Origin of the sequence: Leclercia sp. EC_58 (genome assembly GCF_019584355.1) — a bacterium.
Lineage (GTDB): Bacteria > Pseudomonadota > Gammaproteobacteria > Enterobacterales > Enterobacteriaceae > Enterobacter.
In genome coordinates, this window is the sequence record NZ_VDAM01000001.1 from 1,917,692 (window position 1) to 1,932,922 (window position 15,231).

Genomic DNA, 15,231 nt, shown 5'->3' on the forward strand with positions numbered 1-15,231 from the left:
CACATGGCACCAATCGATTTTCGCACCAAGATTAACTGGCAGCGTCGCTACCGCTCTCCGCAGGGGAACAAGAGCGAACACGAGATCCTGCGGATCTTCGAAAGCGACCGCGGGCGCATCATTAACTCACCGGCGATCCGTCGGTTACAGCAAAAAACGCAGGTCTTCCCGCTCGAACGCAACGCCGCTGTGCGTACCCGGCTCACCCACTCGCTGGAGGTTCAGCAGGTTGGGCGCTATATCGCCAAAGAGATCCTGAGCCGCCTTAAAGAGCAGCGCCTGCTGGCAACCTACGGCCTGGACGAGCTGACGGGGCCGTTCGAAAGCATCGTTGAGATGGCGTGCCTGATGCACGATATCGGTAATCCCCCCTTTGGTCATTTTGGCGAAGCGGCGATCAATGACTGGTTCCGCCAGCGTCTGTACCCTGCTGATGCCGCAAGCCAGCCGCTGAGCGACGATCGCTGCGTTGTGCAGGATCTGCGGCTGCGTGAAGGCGAGGAGGCGCTGAATGCGCTTCGTCGCAAGGTGCGCCAGGATTTGTGTCACTTTGAGGGGAATGCGCAGGGCATCCGGATGGTGCACTCCCTGATGCGCATGAATCTTACCTGGGCGCAGGTGGGATGCATTCTGAAATATACCCGTCCCGCCTGGTGGCAGGGCGATCCTCCCGAGACGCACAATTATTTGATGAAAAAGCCGGGCTATTATTTCTCTGAAGAGGCGTATATAGAGCGGCTGCGTCAGGAGCTCTCCCTTCCGCAGTATGGCCGTTTTCCATTAACCTGGATTATGGAAGCGGCAGACGATATCTCCTATTGCGTTGCCGATCTGGAAGATGCTGTCGAAAAAAGAATATTCAGCGTCGAGGGGCTTTATCAGCATCTTTATGATGCCTGGGGCAACCATGAAAAAGGTTCATTGTTTTCGCAGGTTGTCGAAAACGCCTGGGAGAAGTCACGTTCGAACACCCTCAGCCGCAGCACCGAAGATCAGTTCTTTATGTATTTACGCGTCAATACCCTTAATAAACTGGTGCCCTATGCGGCTGAGCGTTTTATAGACAATATTGAGCAGATCTACCGCGGGGAATTTAATCATGCTCTGCTTGAGGATGACAGTGGATTCAGTCAACTCCTTGAGCTCTATAAGAATGTGGCGATGCGGCACGTGTTCAGCCATCCGGATGTCGAGCAGCTGGAATTACAGGGCTATCGCGTGATAACCGGCCTGCTGGAGATCTATCGCCCGCTGCTGCAATTATCCGTGGACGACTTTAGCGAGCTGGTTGAAAAGGAACGGGTACGCCGTTTTCCGATTGAGACCCGGCTATTTCATAAACTTTCGACGCGCCATCGGCTGGCATATGTGGAATCTATTGGTAAATTAAATCGCCAGCAGGCGGACTGGCCGGTGCTGGAGTTTTATTATCGCTGCCGGCTGATCCAGGACTATATTAGCGGAATGACGGACTTGTATGCATGGGATGAATACCGCAAGTTGATGGCGGTGGAATAAAGAGGAGTTTTGTAAAGACGGACAATAAATTTTTACTTTTTCCAGAAACTTAATACCGGAACTAAGCCCAGCAAAACGAATCTGATGTACACAGCAATTGTGCGTGACCTGTAAATCGAGATTAAGAAACATGAAAAAAACCACTTTAGCAATGAGTGCACTGGCTCTGAGTTTAGGATTAGCGTTGTCTCCACTGTCTGCTAGCGCAGCGGAGACCGTATCGTCGGCCGCCACTGCACAGCAGATGCCAAGCCTGGCGCCGATGCTGGAAAAAGTGATGCCATCGGTGGTCAGTATCAATGTCGAGGGCAGCACCACCGTCAACACGCCACGCATGCCACGTAACTTCCAGCAGTTCTTCGGCGATAACTCGCCGTTCTGCCAGGACGGTTCCCCGTTCCAGAGCTCTCCATTCTGCCAGGGCGATGGCGGCGGTAACGGCGGCGGCCAGCAGCAGAAGTTTATGGCGCTGGGCTCCGGCGTCATCATCGATGCCGCCAAAGGCTACGTCGTCACCAACAACCACGTGGTGGATAACGCCACCAGCATTAAGGTTCAACTGAGCGACGGGCGTAAGCTCGACGCCAAAATCGTCGGGAAAGATCCTCGCTCTGATATCGCCCTGATTCAGATTCAGGATCCGAAAAACCTGACCGCGATTAAGCTCGCCGACTCTGACGCGCTGCGCGTAGGGGATTATACCGTGGCAATCGGTAACCCGTTCGGTCTGGGTGAGACGGTCACCTCCGGTATCGTTTCTGCCCTTGGCCGTAGCGGTCTCAACGCAGAAAACTATGAAAACTTTATCCAGACGGATGCGGCGATTAACCGCGGTAACTCCGGTGGTGCGCTGGTCAACCTGAACGGTGAGCTGATTGGGATTAACACCGCGATCCTCGCCCCGGACGGCGGCAACATCGGGATTGGCTTCGCTATCCCAAGTAACATGGTGAAAAACCTGACCGCGCAAATGGTTGAGTTTGGTCAGGTTAAACGCGGTGAGCTGGGGATTCTGGGCACCGAGCTGAACTCCGAGCTGGCGAAAGCGATGAAGGTTGATGCCCAGCGCGGTGCGTTTGTCAGCCAGGTCATGCCAAACTCCTCCGCAGCGAAAGCGGGGATCAAAGCCGGGGATGTCATCACCACCCTGAACGGCAAACCGGTGAGCAGCTTCGCGGCACTGCGTGCGGAAGTGGGCTCCATGCCGGTGGGCAGCAAAGTGACCCTGGGCCTGCTGCGTGAAGGTAAACCGGTTAACGTGAATCTGGAACTGCAGCAGAGCAGCCAGAATCAGGTGGATGCCGGCACCATCTTCAGCGGCATCGAAGGTGCGGACATGAGCAACAAAGGCCAGGATAAAGGCGTGTCGGTGGACAACGTTAAAGCCAACAGCCCGGCTGCCCGTATCGGCCTGAAGAAAGGGGATGTGATTATCGGAGCGAACCAGCAGCCGGTTAAGAACATCGCTGAACTGCGCAAAATCCTCGACAGCAAACCGTCGGTACTGGCGCTGAACATCCAGCGTGGCGACACCTCTCTCTATCTGCTGATGCAGTAATCCGTTCAGCCCCTGTTTCCGCCCGGAAACAGGGGCTTTTTTCTGCCGTTCTGTGAACCCTTCCACAAGTCCATACTTCTCCCTGTGAGTTTGTGCATCTGCACAATGCAGCACTGATTAATCTTCCTTATGCTTGAGCTCTGCTCAGAGGAGGGCGACATGGCTGGCTGGCATCTTGATACCAAAATGGCGCAGGATATTGTGGCGCGAACAATGCGCATCATCGACACCAATATCAACGTGATGGACGCACGTGGCCGGATCATCGGCAGTGGCGACCGCGAGCGTATTGGGGAATTGCACGAAGGCGCACTGCTGGTGCTCTCCCAGGGGCGCGTGGTGGACATTGATGACGCGGTGGCGCGACATCTGCACGGTGTGCGGCAGGGGATTAACCTGCCGCTGCGTCTTGAGGGTGAAATTGTCGGGGTTATCGGGCTTACCGGTGAGCCGGAATCTTTGCGCAAATATGGCGAGCTGGTCTGTATGACGGCGGAGATGATGCTGGAGCAATCCCGCCTGATGCACCTGCTGGCGCAGGACAGCCGCCTGCGTGAAGAACTGGTCATGAACCTGATCCAGGCGGAAGAGCATACCCCGGCATTAACGGAGTGGGCTCAACGCCTGGGTATCGACCTTAACCAGCCCCGCGTTGTAGCGGTGATTGAGGTCGATAGTGGGCAGCTGGGCGTCGATAGCGCCATGGTGGAGCTGCAACAGCTACAGAACGCGCTGGCCACGCCGGAGCGTAACAATCTGGTGGCGATCGTCTCGTTGACCGAAATGGTGGTGCTGAAACCGGCGTTAAACCAGTTTGGCCGCTGGGATGCAGAAGATCATCGCCGCCGCGTGGAGCAGCTGATTGCGCGGATGAAAGAGAACGGGCAGCTGCGTTTTCGCGTGGCATTAGGTAACTATTTTACCGGCCCGGGAAGCATTGCCCGCTCCTGGCGTACGGCCCGAACCACGATGATGGTCGGCAAGCAGCGTATGCCGGAAAGCCGCAGCTATTTTTACCAGGATTTGATGTTGCCGGTGCTGCTCGACAGCCTGCGCGGCGGCTGGCAGGCCAACGAACTGGCGCGTCCGCTGGTGCGTCTGAAAGCGATGGATAACAACGGCCTGCTGCGGCGCACCTTACAGGCGTGGTTCCGTCATAACGTGCAGCCACTGGCGACCTCAAAAGCGCTCTTTATTCATCGTAATACGCTGGAGTACCGCCTGAACCGGATATCGGAGTTAACGGGGCTGGATCTGGGGAATTTTGACGACCGTCTGTTACTGTATGTGGCCTTGCAGTTGGACGAGCAGCGGTGATTTTTGCCCGGTGGCGCTGCGCTTACCGGGCCTGCAAAACCCGGGAGTAGGCCGGGTAAGGCGAAGCCGCCACCCGGCACACAGGAACGGCTTATTTGTTACGGGTCAGCTTCTCAAGATCCGCTTCGATTTCCGTGATCTTGTGGGCAACCACGCTTTCCAGATGACGCAGGTCATCCAGGATCTTACGCTTCAGATCCACTTCAGTGCGATCGCGCTGGCAAATCTGATCCAGTTCATCGATCACATAGCGCAGATTTGGGCTGATCTCCTGCACCTCTTTGTAACCCTGGCCGATGCCATCGGCAACGACAGTTTTACGCTGACGCGGGTACTTGAACTTTACACTTTTGGCGAAGAACTCGCCCTTATCCTTGTGAAAATAGATTTTCAGGATATCGTTATTGGCTTCCTGACGGAGGCTGTAACGGTCAATTTCATCAGGATTAGTAATGCCCAGACTTTTCAGATTATCGTACATAGCGGTACCCTTGATCTCAACATAACCCATGAATAATTCACGAAAAAATCTATTTTCGCCACCCTCAGATATAAAAAAAGCGGGGTCGCCCCCGCTTTTTGTTATACCCGATTAATCGATGGTGCGCAGTAGTTCGTTGATACCAACTTTGCCGCGGGTTTTCGCATCGACTTTTTTAACGATCACCGCACAGTACAGGCTGTATTTGCCATCTTTAGAAGGCAGGTTGCCGGATACCACCACGGAGCCCGCCGGAACGCGACCGTAATGCACTTCACCGGTTTCACGATCGTAAATACGGGTGCTCTGACCGATGTAGACGCCCATGGAGATCACGGAACCTTCTTCTACGATCACGCCTTCAACCACTTCGGAGCGTGCGCCGATGAAGCAGTTGTCTTCGATAATGGTCGGGTTAGCCTGCAGCGGCTCAAGAACCCCACCGATACCCACGCCGCCAGAGAGGTGGACGTTTTTACCGATCTGCGCACAGGAGCCAACGGTCGCCCAGGTATCTACCATGGTACCTTCGTCAACGTAAGCACCGATGTTAACGTAAGAAGGCATCAACACGGTGTTGCGGGCAATGAATGCACCCTGACGAACGGCTGCTGGTGGCACCACGCGGAACCCTTCTTTCTGGAAACGCGCTTCGTCGTAATCGGCGAATTTCATCGGGACTTTATCGAAGTAGCGGCTTTCCGCACCGTCGATAACCTGGTTATCGTTAATACGGAAAGAGAGCAGTACCGCTTTCTTCAGCCACTGGTGAGTGACCCACTGACCGTCGATCTTTTCGGCTACACGCAGCGCGCCGGAATCAAGCAGAGAAATAACCTGATTAACCGCCTCGCGGGTCACGGTATCCACATTTGCCGGAGTAATTTCGGCGCGACGCTCAAAAGCGGACTCAATAACGTTCTGTAACTGCTGCATAGTTCAACTCTTTCCAGGTAAAAAAAACATCACCCTTTATCGTTTGGATTGAGGGCTGCTGTCAACCGTTGTTGCACTTCCTGTTGCAGGGCATTATTAAGCCCACGACGGTCGGCGGTGGCGATTATAAATAAATCTTCTACTCGCTCGCCAATGGTTGTAATTCTGGCGCCATGCAGCGAAATTCCCAGATCCGCAAAAACCTGCCCGACCCGGGCCAGCAGCCCCGGCTGGTCGAGGGCGATCAGCTCGAGGAACGATTTCCGGTCGGTATGCGTCGGCAGGAAATTGACCTCCGTATCGACGGTAAAGTGGCGCAGTTTGGCCGGCTGTCGACGCGGCTGCGGTGGCTGCCAGCTGTGCTGGGTGATCGCCTGCTCCAGCCCGAAGCGGATCGGCTCGTGACGATCGGCAGACAGCGGACTGCCGTCCGGCTCCAGCACAATAAAGGTATCCATTGCCATCCCGTCGCGGGTGGTGAAAATCTGCGCGTCATGCACGCTGAGATTACGCCTGTCGAGCTCGGCGCAGACGGCGGCGAACAGGTAAGGGCGGTCGGGGCTCCAGATGAAGATCTCTGTTCCCCCACGGGTCGCCTGCGGGCTCAGCAGGATCAGCGGTTTCGTCAGATCGTGCTGCAACAGATGACGGGCGTGCCAGGCCAGCTGGTTTGGGCTGTGGCGCACAAAGTAGTTGGCGCGACAGCGGGCCCAAATCTGATGCAGCGCCTCTTCATTGATATTCTCCATCCGCAGCAGCGCCAGAGCCTGCATCTGGTGATGGCGCACGCGTTCGCGCATGTCCGGGGTGCTCTGCATGCCGCGACGCAGCTGTTTCTCGGTGGCGAAATAGAGCTCGCGCAGCAGGCTCTGCTTCCAGCTGTTCCACAGCGTTTCGTTGGTGGCGCAGATATCGGCTACCGTCAGGCAGACCAGAAAACGCAGGCGGTTTTCCGTCTGTACCTCTTCGGCAAACTGTTTGATCACCTCGGGATCCTGAATATCGCGCCGCTGGGCGGTGACCGACATCAGCAGATGATGGCGAACCAGCCAGGCCACCAGCTGGGTTTCGCGCGAATTGAGCCCGTGTAGTTCGGCGAATTTCAGCACATCTTCTGCACCGAGGATCGAGTGGTCGCCGCCGCGCCCTTTGGCGATATCGTGGAACAGGGCGGCAATCAGGATCAGCTCCGGGTTGGTGAGGCGCGGCCAGAGTTCAACGCAGAGCGGGTGACGGCTGCGCACCTCCTCCTGGGCGAAGCTCTCCAGCTTCAGCATCACGCGGATAGTGTGTTCATCAACGGTGTAGGCATGGAACAGGTCAAACTGCATCTGGCCGACGATATGCGACCACTGCGGCATATAGGCCCAGAGCACACTGTGACGGTGCATCGGCAGCAGCCCGCGGCTTACCGCGCCCGGATGACGCAACATGCTCAGAAACAGCGACCGCGCTTCGGGGATATAGCACAAAGGCTGAGTGAGATGGCGGCGGGCATGGCGCAGGTGGCGCAGAGTGGTGGAGTAGATCCCGGTGATGGTGCTGTTACGCACCATGGCGTAAAACATCCGCAGGATCGCTTCCGGCTTGCGGATAAACAGCGTCTCGTCACGGAGATCGATCAGCGTGCCCCGCAGCTGAAACTCATCGTCGATCGGACGCGGTTTTTCATCGGCGGTCAGGGCGAGGATCGCCTCGTCAAACAGCTGCAGCAGCATCTGGTTGAGCTCGCCGACCCGGCGGGTGACGCGGAAGAAGTCCTTCATCATCTGCTCGACCGGCTCGTTACCTTCGCCGCTGTAGTGCAGGCGCTGGGCGACGCTTAACTGACGATCGAACAGCAGGCGGTTGTCGTAGCGGGTCACTTCGAGATGCAGGGCAAAACGGATGCGCCACAGCAGATGCAGACACTCGTTCAGTTCGGTGCGTTCGGCTTCGGTGAGAAAGCCAAAGCCGACCATCTCATCGAGCGAAGTGGCGCCGAAATGGCGACGGGCCACCCACTGCAGGGTGTGGATATCGCGCAGGCCGCCGGGGCTGCTTTTGATATCCGGCTCCAGGTTGTAGCTGGTGCCGTGGTAGCGCTGGTGGCGCACCTGCTGCTCATCGACCTTGGCGGCAAAGAACTTCTCTGACGGCCAGAAGCCGTCGCTGAATATGTGCTTTTGCAGCTCCAGGAACAGCGCCACGTCGCCAATCAGCAGCCGCGTTTCAATCAGGTTGGTGGCGACGGTGAGATCGGATAATCCTTCCAGCAGACACTCTTCCAGGGTACGAACACTGTGGCCGACTTCCAGCTTGACGTCCCACAGCAGGGTCAACAGTTCGCCCACTTTTTGCGCCTGCTCGTCAGGCAGCTTTTTGCGGCTCAGGATCAGCAGATCGATATCCGACAGCGGGTGCAGCTCGCCACGGCCATAGCCGCCTACAGCCACCAGCGCGACGTCGGCCAGCTGGCCAAAACCGTAATCAATCCACAAACGCTGCAGAAGCTGATCGATAAATTCCGTGCGCGCCTCAATCAGCGCTTCGGCGGAGATCCCGCTGTCAAAGGCCTCGCCCAGCCAGCGCTGGAAAGTGTCGATATGCGCTTTAATACCCGCGCACATCAGCTCGGCCGTGGGCCAGACGCCGGGGTTATCCGGCTGACCAGGAAGGGTGGGGAGTGCCGTATTGGCATACTGTTCGGGTAAAAGGTTACTCATTGCGCGCCACCCATAAGAAAAAACGATAGCCATTAAAAAAGCCGGCATTTGCCGGCTTCTTATCATGCGTCTTGCGAGAGTATCGCCGGGATGGTTTCATCCTTGCGTAACGTCAGAATTTCGCAGCCGTTGTCTGTCACCACAATAGTATGCTCGTACTGGGCAGACAAGCTCCGGTCTTTGGTTTTCACCGTCCAGCCATCCTTCATGGTACGGATGCGGTAATCGCCGGAGTTGACCATCGGCTCGATGGTGAAGGTCATGCCCGCCTGCAGCACCACGCCGCCGTCATCAGCATCATAGTGCAGAACCTGCGGCTCTTCGTGGAACACACGGCCAATACCGTGACCGCAGTATTCGCGCACCACAGAGAAACCCTGGGCTTCAACGAATTTCTGAATCGCCGCACCGAGAGTACGCAGGCGAATGCCCGGCTTAACCATCTTCAGCGCCAGATAAAGGCTCTCCTGGGTCACCTTGCACAGGCGCTCACCCAGAATGGTGGGTTTGCCGACGATGAACATCTTAGAGGTGTCACCGTGGTAGTCATCTTTAATGACGGTCACGTCGATGTTAACGATGTCGCCATCTTTCAGCAGTTTTTCGTCATCCGGAATGCCGTGGCACACCACTTCATTAATAGAGATGCAGACGGATTTCGGGAAGCCGTGATAGCCGAGGCAGGCGGAGACCGCGTGCTGCTCGTTCACGATATAGTCGTTACAGATGCGATCCAGTTCGCCCGTGCTAACGCCCGGCTTAACGAACGGCTCGATCATTTCCAGCACTTCAGCGGCCAGACGACCGGCGACGCGCATCTTTTCAATTTCTTCAGGTGTCTTAATAGAGATAGCCATGTAATCTGTCCATCAGTGTCGTTTTTTTCGACAATACTAGTCTAAGTGTTGTCAATGGTAACAGTCAGGCGCACATGCTGCCAAACTGAGATTCCTTTACCGCACACACCGCTAACAATTGTTGGTTTCGGGTAGCGATTTGTGATATAAAGCGCGCCGGACTTCCGATCCATTTCAGATACACAGGATGGACGGGAGCGACAAATCTCACTTTGTGTAACAACACACACGTATCGGCACATATTCCGGGGTGCCCTTTGGGGTCGGTAATATGGGATACGTGGAGGCATAACCCCAACTTTTAAATAGAGGTTTTAAAACATGGCAACTGTTTCCATGCGCGACATGCTCAAGGCTGGTGTTCACTTCGGTCACCAGACCCGTTACTGGAACCCGAAAATGAAGCCTTTCATCTTCGGCGCACGTAACAAAGTTCACATCATCAACCTTGAGAAAACTGTACCAATGTTCAACGAAGCCCTGGCTGAGCTGAACAAGATCTCTTCCCGTAAAGGGAAGATTCTGTTCGTTGGTACTAAGCGCGCTGCAAGCGAAGCTGTGAAAGAAGCTGCTAACAGCTGCGACCAGTTCTTCGTGAACCATCGCTGGCTGGGCGGTATGCTGACTAACTGGAAAACCGTTCGTCAGTCCATCAAGCGCCTGAAAGATCTGGAAACCCAGTCTCAGGACGGTACTTTCGAAAAGCTGACCAAAAAAGAAGCGCTGATGCGCACTCGTGAGCTGGACAAGCTGGAAAACAGCCTGGGCGGTATCAAAGACATGGGCGGCCTGCCGGACGCACTGTTCGTTATCGATGCTGACCACGAGCACATCGCAATCAAAGAAGCTAACAACCTGGGTATCCCAGTATTCGCAATCGTTGATACCAACTCCGATCCGGACGGTGTTGACTTCGTTATCCCGGGTAACGACGATGCAATCCGTGCTGTTAGCCTGTACCTGAGCGCTGTAGCTACTACCGTTCGTGAAGGCCGTTCCCAGGATCTGGCTTCTCAGGCGGAAGAAAGCTTCGTAGAAGCTGAATAATAAGGTTCTACCCCTTATTAGTACCGTGTATGAATAGGGGCCCATTACCGGCCCCTTTTTTCAATTTATACTGTTTGGCCGCAGGCCGGGCAGTTCACATCTCCCGAGGATTTTAGAATGGCTGAAATTACCGCATCCCTGGTAAAAGAGCTGCGTGAACGTACTAGCGCAGGCATGATGGAGTGTAAGAAAGCGCTGGTTGAAGCTAACGGCGACATCGAGCTGGCTATCGAAAACATGCGTAAATCCGGTGCGATCAAAGCAGCTAAGAAAGCAGGCAACGTTGCTGCTGACGGCGTGATCAAAACCAAAATCGAAGGCAACTTCGGCGTGATTCTGGAAGTTAACTGCCAGACTGACTTCGTTGCTAAAGATGGTGGTTTCCAGGCATTCGCTGACAAAGTACTGGACGCAGCTGTTGCAGGTAAAGTGACTGATGTTGAAGTCCTGAAAGCACAGTTCGAAGAAGAGCGCGTTGCGCTGGTAGCGAAAATCGGTGAGAACATCAACATTCGCCGTGTTGCTATCCTCGAAGGTGACGTACTGAACAGCTACCAGCACGGTGCACGTATCGGTGTTCTGGTTGCGGCTAAAGGCGCTGACGAAGAGCTGGTTAAACAGCTGGCAATGCACGTTGCTGCAAGCAAGCCAGAATTCGTTAAGCCAGAAGACGTCTCTGCTGAAGTGGTAGAAAAAGAGTACCAGGTTCAGCTGGACATCGCCATGCAGTCTGGCAAGCCAAAAGAGATCGCAGAGAAAATGGTTGAAGGCCGCATGAAGAAATTCACCGGCGAAGTTTCTCTGACTGGTCAGCCATTCGTTATGGATCCAAGCAAATCTGTTGCGCAGCTGCTGAAAGAGCACAACGCTGACGTAACTGGCTTCATCCGCTTCGAAGTGGGCGAAGGCATCGAGAAAGTTGAGACTGACTTCGCAGCAGAAGTTGCTGCAATGTCCAAGCAGTCTTAATCAGCGAAAAGAAGCCGCCTGAGGGCGGCTTCTTTTTGTGTACGGCAGTGTAATTCAGCCAGACGCCTATAGAGTCTGTGTTGAGATGCGATATATCATGTCGCCAGAATTAACCTCATCTTAATCGTTGACAGTCCCAGGAAAGAAATATGGCTACCAATGCAAAACCTGTTTACAAACGTATTCTGCTTAAGCTGAGTGGCGAAGCGCTGCAGGGGTCGGAAGGCTTCGGTATTGACGCAAGCATCCTTGACCGCATGGCGCAGGAGATCAAAGAACTGGTTGAACTGGGCATCCAGGTTGGCGTAGTCATTGGCGGTGGTAACCTTTTCCGTGGTGCAGGGCTGGCAAAAGCTGGCATGAACCGCGTTGTGGGCGATCACATGGGTATGTTGGCAACGGTCATGAATGGCCTGGCAATGCGTGATGCCCTGCATCGTGCCTATGTGAATGCGCGCCTGATGTCCGCTATTCCTTTGAATGGCGTCTGTGATAACTACAGCTGGGCCGAAGCGATCAGCCTGCTGCGCAATAACCGCGTGGTGATCCTCTCCGCCGGTACGGGTAACCCGTTCTTTACGACCGATTCCGCAGCCTGTCTGCGCGGTATCGAAATCGAAGCCGATGTGGTGCTGAAAGCCACTAAAGTGGATGGCGTGTTTACTGCCGATCCGGCAAAAGATCCTGCAGCCACCATGTACGATCAGCTGACCTATAGCGAAGTACTGGATAAAGAGCTGAAAGTGATGGATCTTGCCGCCTTCACGCTGGCTCGCGACCACAAATTGCCGATTCGTGTCTTCAATATGAATAAGCCTGGCGCGCTGCGTCGCGTTGTAATGGGCGAAAAAGAAGGCACTTTGATCACGGAATAATTTCCGTCGACGATAAATACAGGTAAGATTCCGCTCTACTTTCTATGGGTTTCTTACCTGGACACGCCCCGGGCGTTGTCATGAATTAAACGGGACTATACTTAGCACATCATTAACGGTGGTGCTGGCGGATAGTCTGCCTGAGACAAGTTTTCAAGGATTCGTAACGTGATTAACGACATCAGAAAAGATGCTGAAGTACGCATGGATAAATGCGTCGAAGCGTTCAAAAACCAAATCAGCAAGATTCGTACAGGCCGTGCTTCCCCAAGCCTGCTGGACGGCATCGTGGTGGAGTACTACGGTACGCCAACGCCACTGCGTCAGCTGGCTAACGTGACGGTCGAAGATACCCGTACGCTGAAAATCAACGTGTTTGACCGCTCTATGGGCCCGGCCGTTGAGAAAGCGATCATGGCTTCCGATCTGGGTCTGAACCCAAGCTCAGCCGGTACCGACATTCGCGTTCCACTGCCACCGCTGACCGAAGAGCGTCGTAAAGACCTGATCAAAGTGGTGCGTGGCGAAGCCGAGCAGGGCCGTGTTTCCGTACGTAACGTTCGCCGTGACGCGAACGATAAAGTGAAGGCGCTGCTGAAAGAGAAAGAGATCAGCGAAGACGACGATCGCCGTTCCCAGGACGACGTTCAGAAACTGACCGACGCCGCTATCAAGAAAATTGACGCGGCGCTGGCAGAAAAAGAAGCAGAGCTGATGCAGTTCTGATTTCTGTCGTAATCTGATAAAACGCCGTACAGAAGGTCTTTGGGCTTTGCTGGCGGCGTTTTGCTTTTCTGGTTCACTTTTCCGGGCATCACATGAAGCAATTAACTCTCCTTGGCTCGACCGGCTCAATCGGTTGCAGCACTCTCGATGTTGTTCGCCATAATCCAGACCACTACGCGGTGGCCGCCCTTGTCGCAGGCAAAAACGTTCATCGTATGGTGGAACAGTGCCTGGAGTTCACCCCGCGCTACGCGGTGATGGATGATGAAGCGAGCGCCCGGCAGGTTAAGGCGCTGCTGGCGGAGAAGGGCAGCCGTACCGAGGTGCTGAGCGGGCCAGAGGCTGCCTGTGAAATGGCCGCGCTGGATGACGTCGACCAGGTCATGGCCGCTATCGTTGGCGCGGCGGGGTTACTGCCTACGCTTGCCGCGATCGATGCCGGAAAATCCGTTTTGCTGGCCAATAAAGAGTCGCTGGTGACCTGTGGTCGCCTGTTCATGGACGCCGTGAAGCGCAATGGCGCGCGCCTTTTGCCGGTAGATAGCGAACATAACGCGATTTTTCAGAGTTTACCGCAACCCTTTCAGGAGAACCTGGGGTACGCTGATCTCGAGCAGAATGGCGTCTCTTCTATCCTGCTTACCGGGTCTGGTGGCCCGTTCCGTGACACGCCGCTGTCTGAACTGGTCTCAATGACCCCGGATCAGGCATGCCGTCACCCGAACTGGTCGATGGGGCGTAAAATCTCCGTTGATTCGGCCACCATGATGAATAAAGGTCTGGAATATATTGAAGCCCGCTGGTTATTCAACGCCTCGGCAGCGCAGATGGAAGTGTTGATTCATCCCCAGTCGGTGATCCACTCCATGGTGCGTTATCGTGATGGCAGCGTGATGGCGCAATTAGGTGAACCTGATATGCGCACGCCTATCGCCCATACGATGGCCTGGCCAAACCGCGTAAGCTCAGGCGTTAAGCCACTCGATTTTTGCAAGCTGAGTGCGCTGACGTTTAGCGCGCCTGATTATCAGCGTTATCCGTGTCTGAAGCTGGCGATGGAGGCCTTCGAGCAGGGGCAAGCGGCGACGACCGCACTTAACGCGGCGAATGAAATCGCTGTCGCCGCCTTCCTCGAAAAGCAGATCCGCTTTACGGATATCGCTGCGCTGAACCTGTCTGTGCTTGAGGCGATGGATCTACGCGAACCGCAAAGTGTGGATGACGTATTGACCGTCGACGCAAAAGCGAGGCTCACGGCGCAAAAAGCGGTGACGCACCTCGCAAGCTGGTGATAATCCACCCGCAGGTGGTCATGCTATTTGTTAGCGTTGGGCTTCAGTGATATAGTCTGCGCCACCTGATTGCGGGTAGTTGACGTTCTGTGGTCAGGTAAGCCGTGGTATGACACGGCTTTTTTACGTAAAGGCTTCAGTATTCCTGAGTACCGTTAAATCCTTTCAGGGACCAAAAACGCGTTATGTTGTCTGCGAACCAACCAATAAGCGAAAACTTGCCGGCTCATGGCTGTCGTCATGTAGCAATCATCATGGATGGCAATGGCCGCTGGGCGAAAAGACAAGGGAAGATCCGAGCCTTTGGGCATAAAGCTGGGGCGAAATCTGTGCGCCGCGCGGTTTCTTTTGCCGCCAATAACGGCATTGACGCGTTAACGCTCTATGCTTTCAGCAGTGAAAACTGGAATCGACCTGCGCAGGAAGTCAGCGCGTTGATGGAATTGTTCGTGTGGGCATTAGACAGCGAAGTAAAAAGCCTGCACCGCCACAACGTTCGCCTGCGTATTATCGGCGATACCAGTCGTTTTAACTCACGTCTGCAGGAACGCATTCGTAAAGCGGAGGCGTTGACCGGGCAAAATACCGGCTTAACGCTCAATATCGCTGCGAATTATGGCGGACGTTGGGATATTGTCCAGGGTGTGCGGCATTTGGCTGAACAGGTTCAGGAAGGGCTCTTAAGGCCGGACCAGATTGATGAAGAGGCGCTGAGCAAGCAAATCTGCATGAGTGAACTGACACCCGTGGATTTAGTAATTAGGACAGGGGGAGAACATCGCATCAGTAACTTTTTGCTGTGGCAAATTGCCTATGCCGAACTTTACTTTACAGATGTTCTTTGGCCCGATTTTGATGAACAAGACTTTGAAGGTGCGCTGCATGCCTTTGCCAATCGAGAGCGTCGTTTCGGTGGTACCGAGCCTGGTGGCGAAAACGCCTGATGGGGG

At 54.8% G+C, this 15,231-nt stretch carries 13 protein-coding genes; 9 read left to right on the plus strand and 4 right to left on the minus strand.

All coding sequences use genetic code 11. From position 1 onward, the window contains the following. The first annotated feature begins 3 nt into the window (after positions 1 to 3). The 3 genes from dgt to cdaR all read left to right on the plus strand — a co-directional run bounded on the left by dgt (position 4) and on the right by cdaR (position 4,393). Complete coding sequence (gene dgt / locus FHC51_RS09300) at positions 4 to 1,518, plus strand: dGTPase (protein WP_103823296.1); 1,515 nt, start codon at positions 4 to 6, stop codon at positions 1,516 to 1,518. Positions 1,519 to 1,648: 130 nt separating this feature from the next. Further along, entirely contained in the window at positions 1,649 to 3,076 is a 1,428-nt protein-coding gene (gene degP / locus FHC51_RS09305) for a serine endoprotease DegP (protein WP_103178329.1), read from the plus strand. Between the two features lie 159 nt (positions 3,077 to 3,235). After that, a complete protein-coding gene (gene cdaR, locus FHC51_RS09310; protein ID WP_103178330.1) occupies positions 3,236 to 4,393 on the plus strand; it encodes a DNA-binding transcriptional regulator CdaR in 1,158 nt (385 codons plus the stop codon). Positions 4,394 to 4,484: 91 nt separating this feature from the next. Here the strand turns inward: cdaR and FHC51_RS09315 are convergent, their stop codons facing one another. The 4 genes from FHC51_RS09315 to map form a co-directional block, all read right to left on the minus strand. Further along, complete coding sequence (locus FHC51_RS09315; protein ID WP_032616607.1) at positions 4,485 to 4,874, minus strand: DUF3461 family protein; 390 nt, start codon at positions 4,872 to 4,874, stop codon at positions 4,485 to 4,487. Between the two features lie 111 nt (positions 4,875 to 4,985). Next, a complete protein-coding gene (dapD, locus tag FHC51_RS09320; RefSeq protein WP_008501915.1) occupies positions 4,986 to 5,810 on the minus strand; it encodes a 2,3,4,5-tetrahydropyridine-2,6-dicarboxylate N-succinyltransferase in 825 nt (274 codons plus the stop codon). 29 nt (positions 5,811 to 5,839) lie between these two features. Beyond that, positions 5,840 to 8,515 (minus strand): bifunctional uridylyltransferase/uridylyl-removing protein GlnD, encoded by a 2,676-nt coding sequence (gene glnD / locus FHC51_RS09325; protein ID WP_220435382.1) that lies wholly within the window; start codon positions 8,513 to 8,515, stop codon positions 5,840 to 5,842. Positions 8,516 to 8,577: 62 nt separating this feature from the next. Further along, on the minus strand, positions 8,578 to 9,372 hold the full coding sequence (gene map / locus FHC51_RS09330) for a type I methionyl aminopeptidase (protein WP_220435383.1): 795 nt from the start codon (positions 9,370 to 9,372) through the stop codon (positions 8,578 to 8,580). A gap of 321 nt (positions 9,373 to 9,693) precedes the next feature. On the opposite strand from map, the gene rpsB reads away from it, so the two are divergent. From rpsB to ispU, 6 genes are all read left to right on the plus strand, one after another. Further along, complete coding sequence (gene rpsB, locus FHC51_RS09335; RefSeq protein WP_103178332.1) at positions 9,694 to 10,419, plus strand: 30S ribosomal protein S2; 726 nt, start codon at positions 9,694 to 9,696, stop codon at positions 10,417 to 10,419. 117 nt (positions 10,420 to 10,536) lie between these two features. After that, positions 10,537 to 11,388, plus strand: coding sequence for a translation elongation factor Ts (gene tsf, locus FHC51_RS09340; RefSeq protein ID WP_103178333.1), 852 nt, complete (start codon positions 10,537 to 10,539; stop codon positions 11,386 to 11,388). A 149-nt stretch (positions 11,389 to 11,537) separates the two neighbouring features. Next, positions 11,538 to 12,263 (plus strand): UMP kinase, encoded by a 726-nt coding sequence (gene pyrH, locus FHC51_RS09345; RefSeq protein ID WP_032616613.1) that lies wholly within the window; start codon positions 11,538 to 11,540, stop codon positions 12,261 to 12,263. Between the two features lie 168 nt (positions 12,264 to 12,431). Then, a complete protein-coding gene (gene frr, locus FHC51_RS09350; protein WP_103178334.1) occupies positions 12,432 to 12,989 on the plus strand; it encodes a ribosome recycling factor in 558 nt (185 codons plus the stop codon). Between the two features lie 92 nt (positions 12,990 to 13,081). Continuing rightward, on the plus strand, positions 13,082 to 14,281 hold the full coding sequence (ispC, locus tag FHC51_RS09355; RefSeq protein ID WP_103178335.1) for a 1-deoxy-D-xylulose-5-phosphate reductoisomerase: 1,200 nt from the start codon (positions 13,082 to 13,084) through the stop codon (positions 14,279 to 14,281). 185 nt (positions 14,282 to 14,466) lie between these two features. After that, the gene (gene ispU, locus FHC51_RS09360) at positions 14,467 to 15,225 is read left to right on the plus strand and encodes a (2E,6E)-farnesyl-diphosphate-specific ditrans,polycis-undecaprenyl-diphosphate synthase (protein WP_103178336.1); all 759 of its coding nucleotides are present in this window, start codon (positions 14,467 to 14,469) and stop codon (positions 15,223 to 15,225) included. The last annotated feature ends 6 nt before the right edge of the window (positions 15,226 to 15,231 follow it).

Bases quoted from the DNA above. Each gene is read 5' to 3' on its own strand.
- dgt (WP_103823296.1), top strand. From the start codon at position 4: ATGGCACCAATCGATTTTCGCACCAAGATTAACTGGCAGCGTCGCTAC.
- degP (WP_103178329.1), top strand. From the start codon at position 1,649: ATGAAAAAAACCACTTTAGCAATGAGTGCACTGGCTCTGAGTTTAGGA.
- cdaR (WP_103178330.1), top strand. From the start codon at position 3,236: ATGGCTGGCTGGCATCTTGATACCAAAATGGCGCAGGATATTGTGGCG.
- FHC51_RS09315 (WP_032616607.1), bottom strand. From the start codon at position 4,874: ATGTACGATAATCTGAAAAGTCTGGGCATTACTAATCCTGATGAAATT.
- dapD (WP_008501915.1), bottom strand. From the start codon at position 5,810: ATGCAGCAGTTACAGAACGTTATTGAGTCCGCTTTTGAGCGTCGCGCC.
- glnD (WP_220435382.1), bottom strand. From the start codon at position 8,515: ATGAGTAACCTTTTACCCGAACAGTATGCCAATACGGCACTCCCCACC.
- map (WP_220435383.1), bottom strand. From the start codon at position 9,372: ATGGCTATCTCTATTAAGACACCTGAAGAAATTGAAAAGATGCGCGTC.
- rpsB (WP_103178332.1), top strand. From the start codon at position 9,694: ATGGCAACTGTTTCCATGCGCGACATGCTCAAGGCTGGTGTTCACTTC.
- tsf (WP_103178333.1), top strand. From the start codon at position 10,537: ATGGCTGAAATTACCGCATCCCTGGTAAAAGAGCTGCGTGAACGTACT.
- pyrH (WP_032616613.1), top strand. From the start codon at position 11,538: ATGGCTACCAATGCAAAACCTGTTTACAAACGTATTCTGCTTAAGCTG.
- ispC (WP_103178335.1), top strand. From the start codon at position 13,082: ATGAAGCAATTAACTCTCCTTGGCTCGACCGGCTCAATCGGTTGCAGC.
- ispU (WP_103178336.1), top strand. From the start codon at position 14,467: ATGTTGTCTGCGAACCAACCAATAAGCGAAAACTTGCCGGCTCATGGC.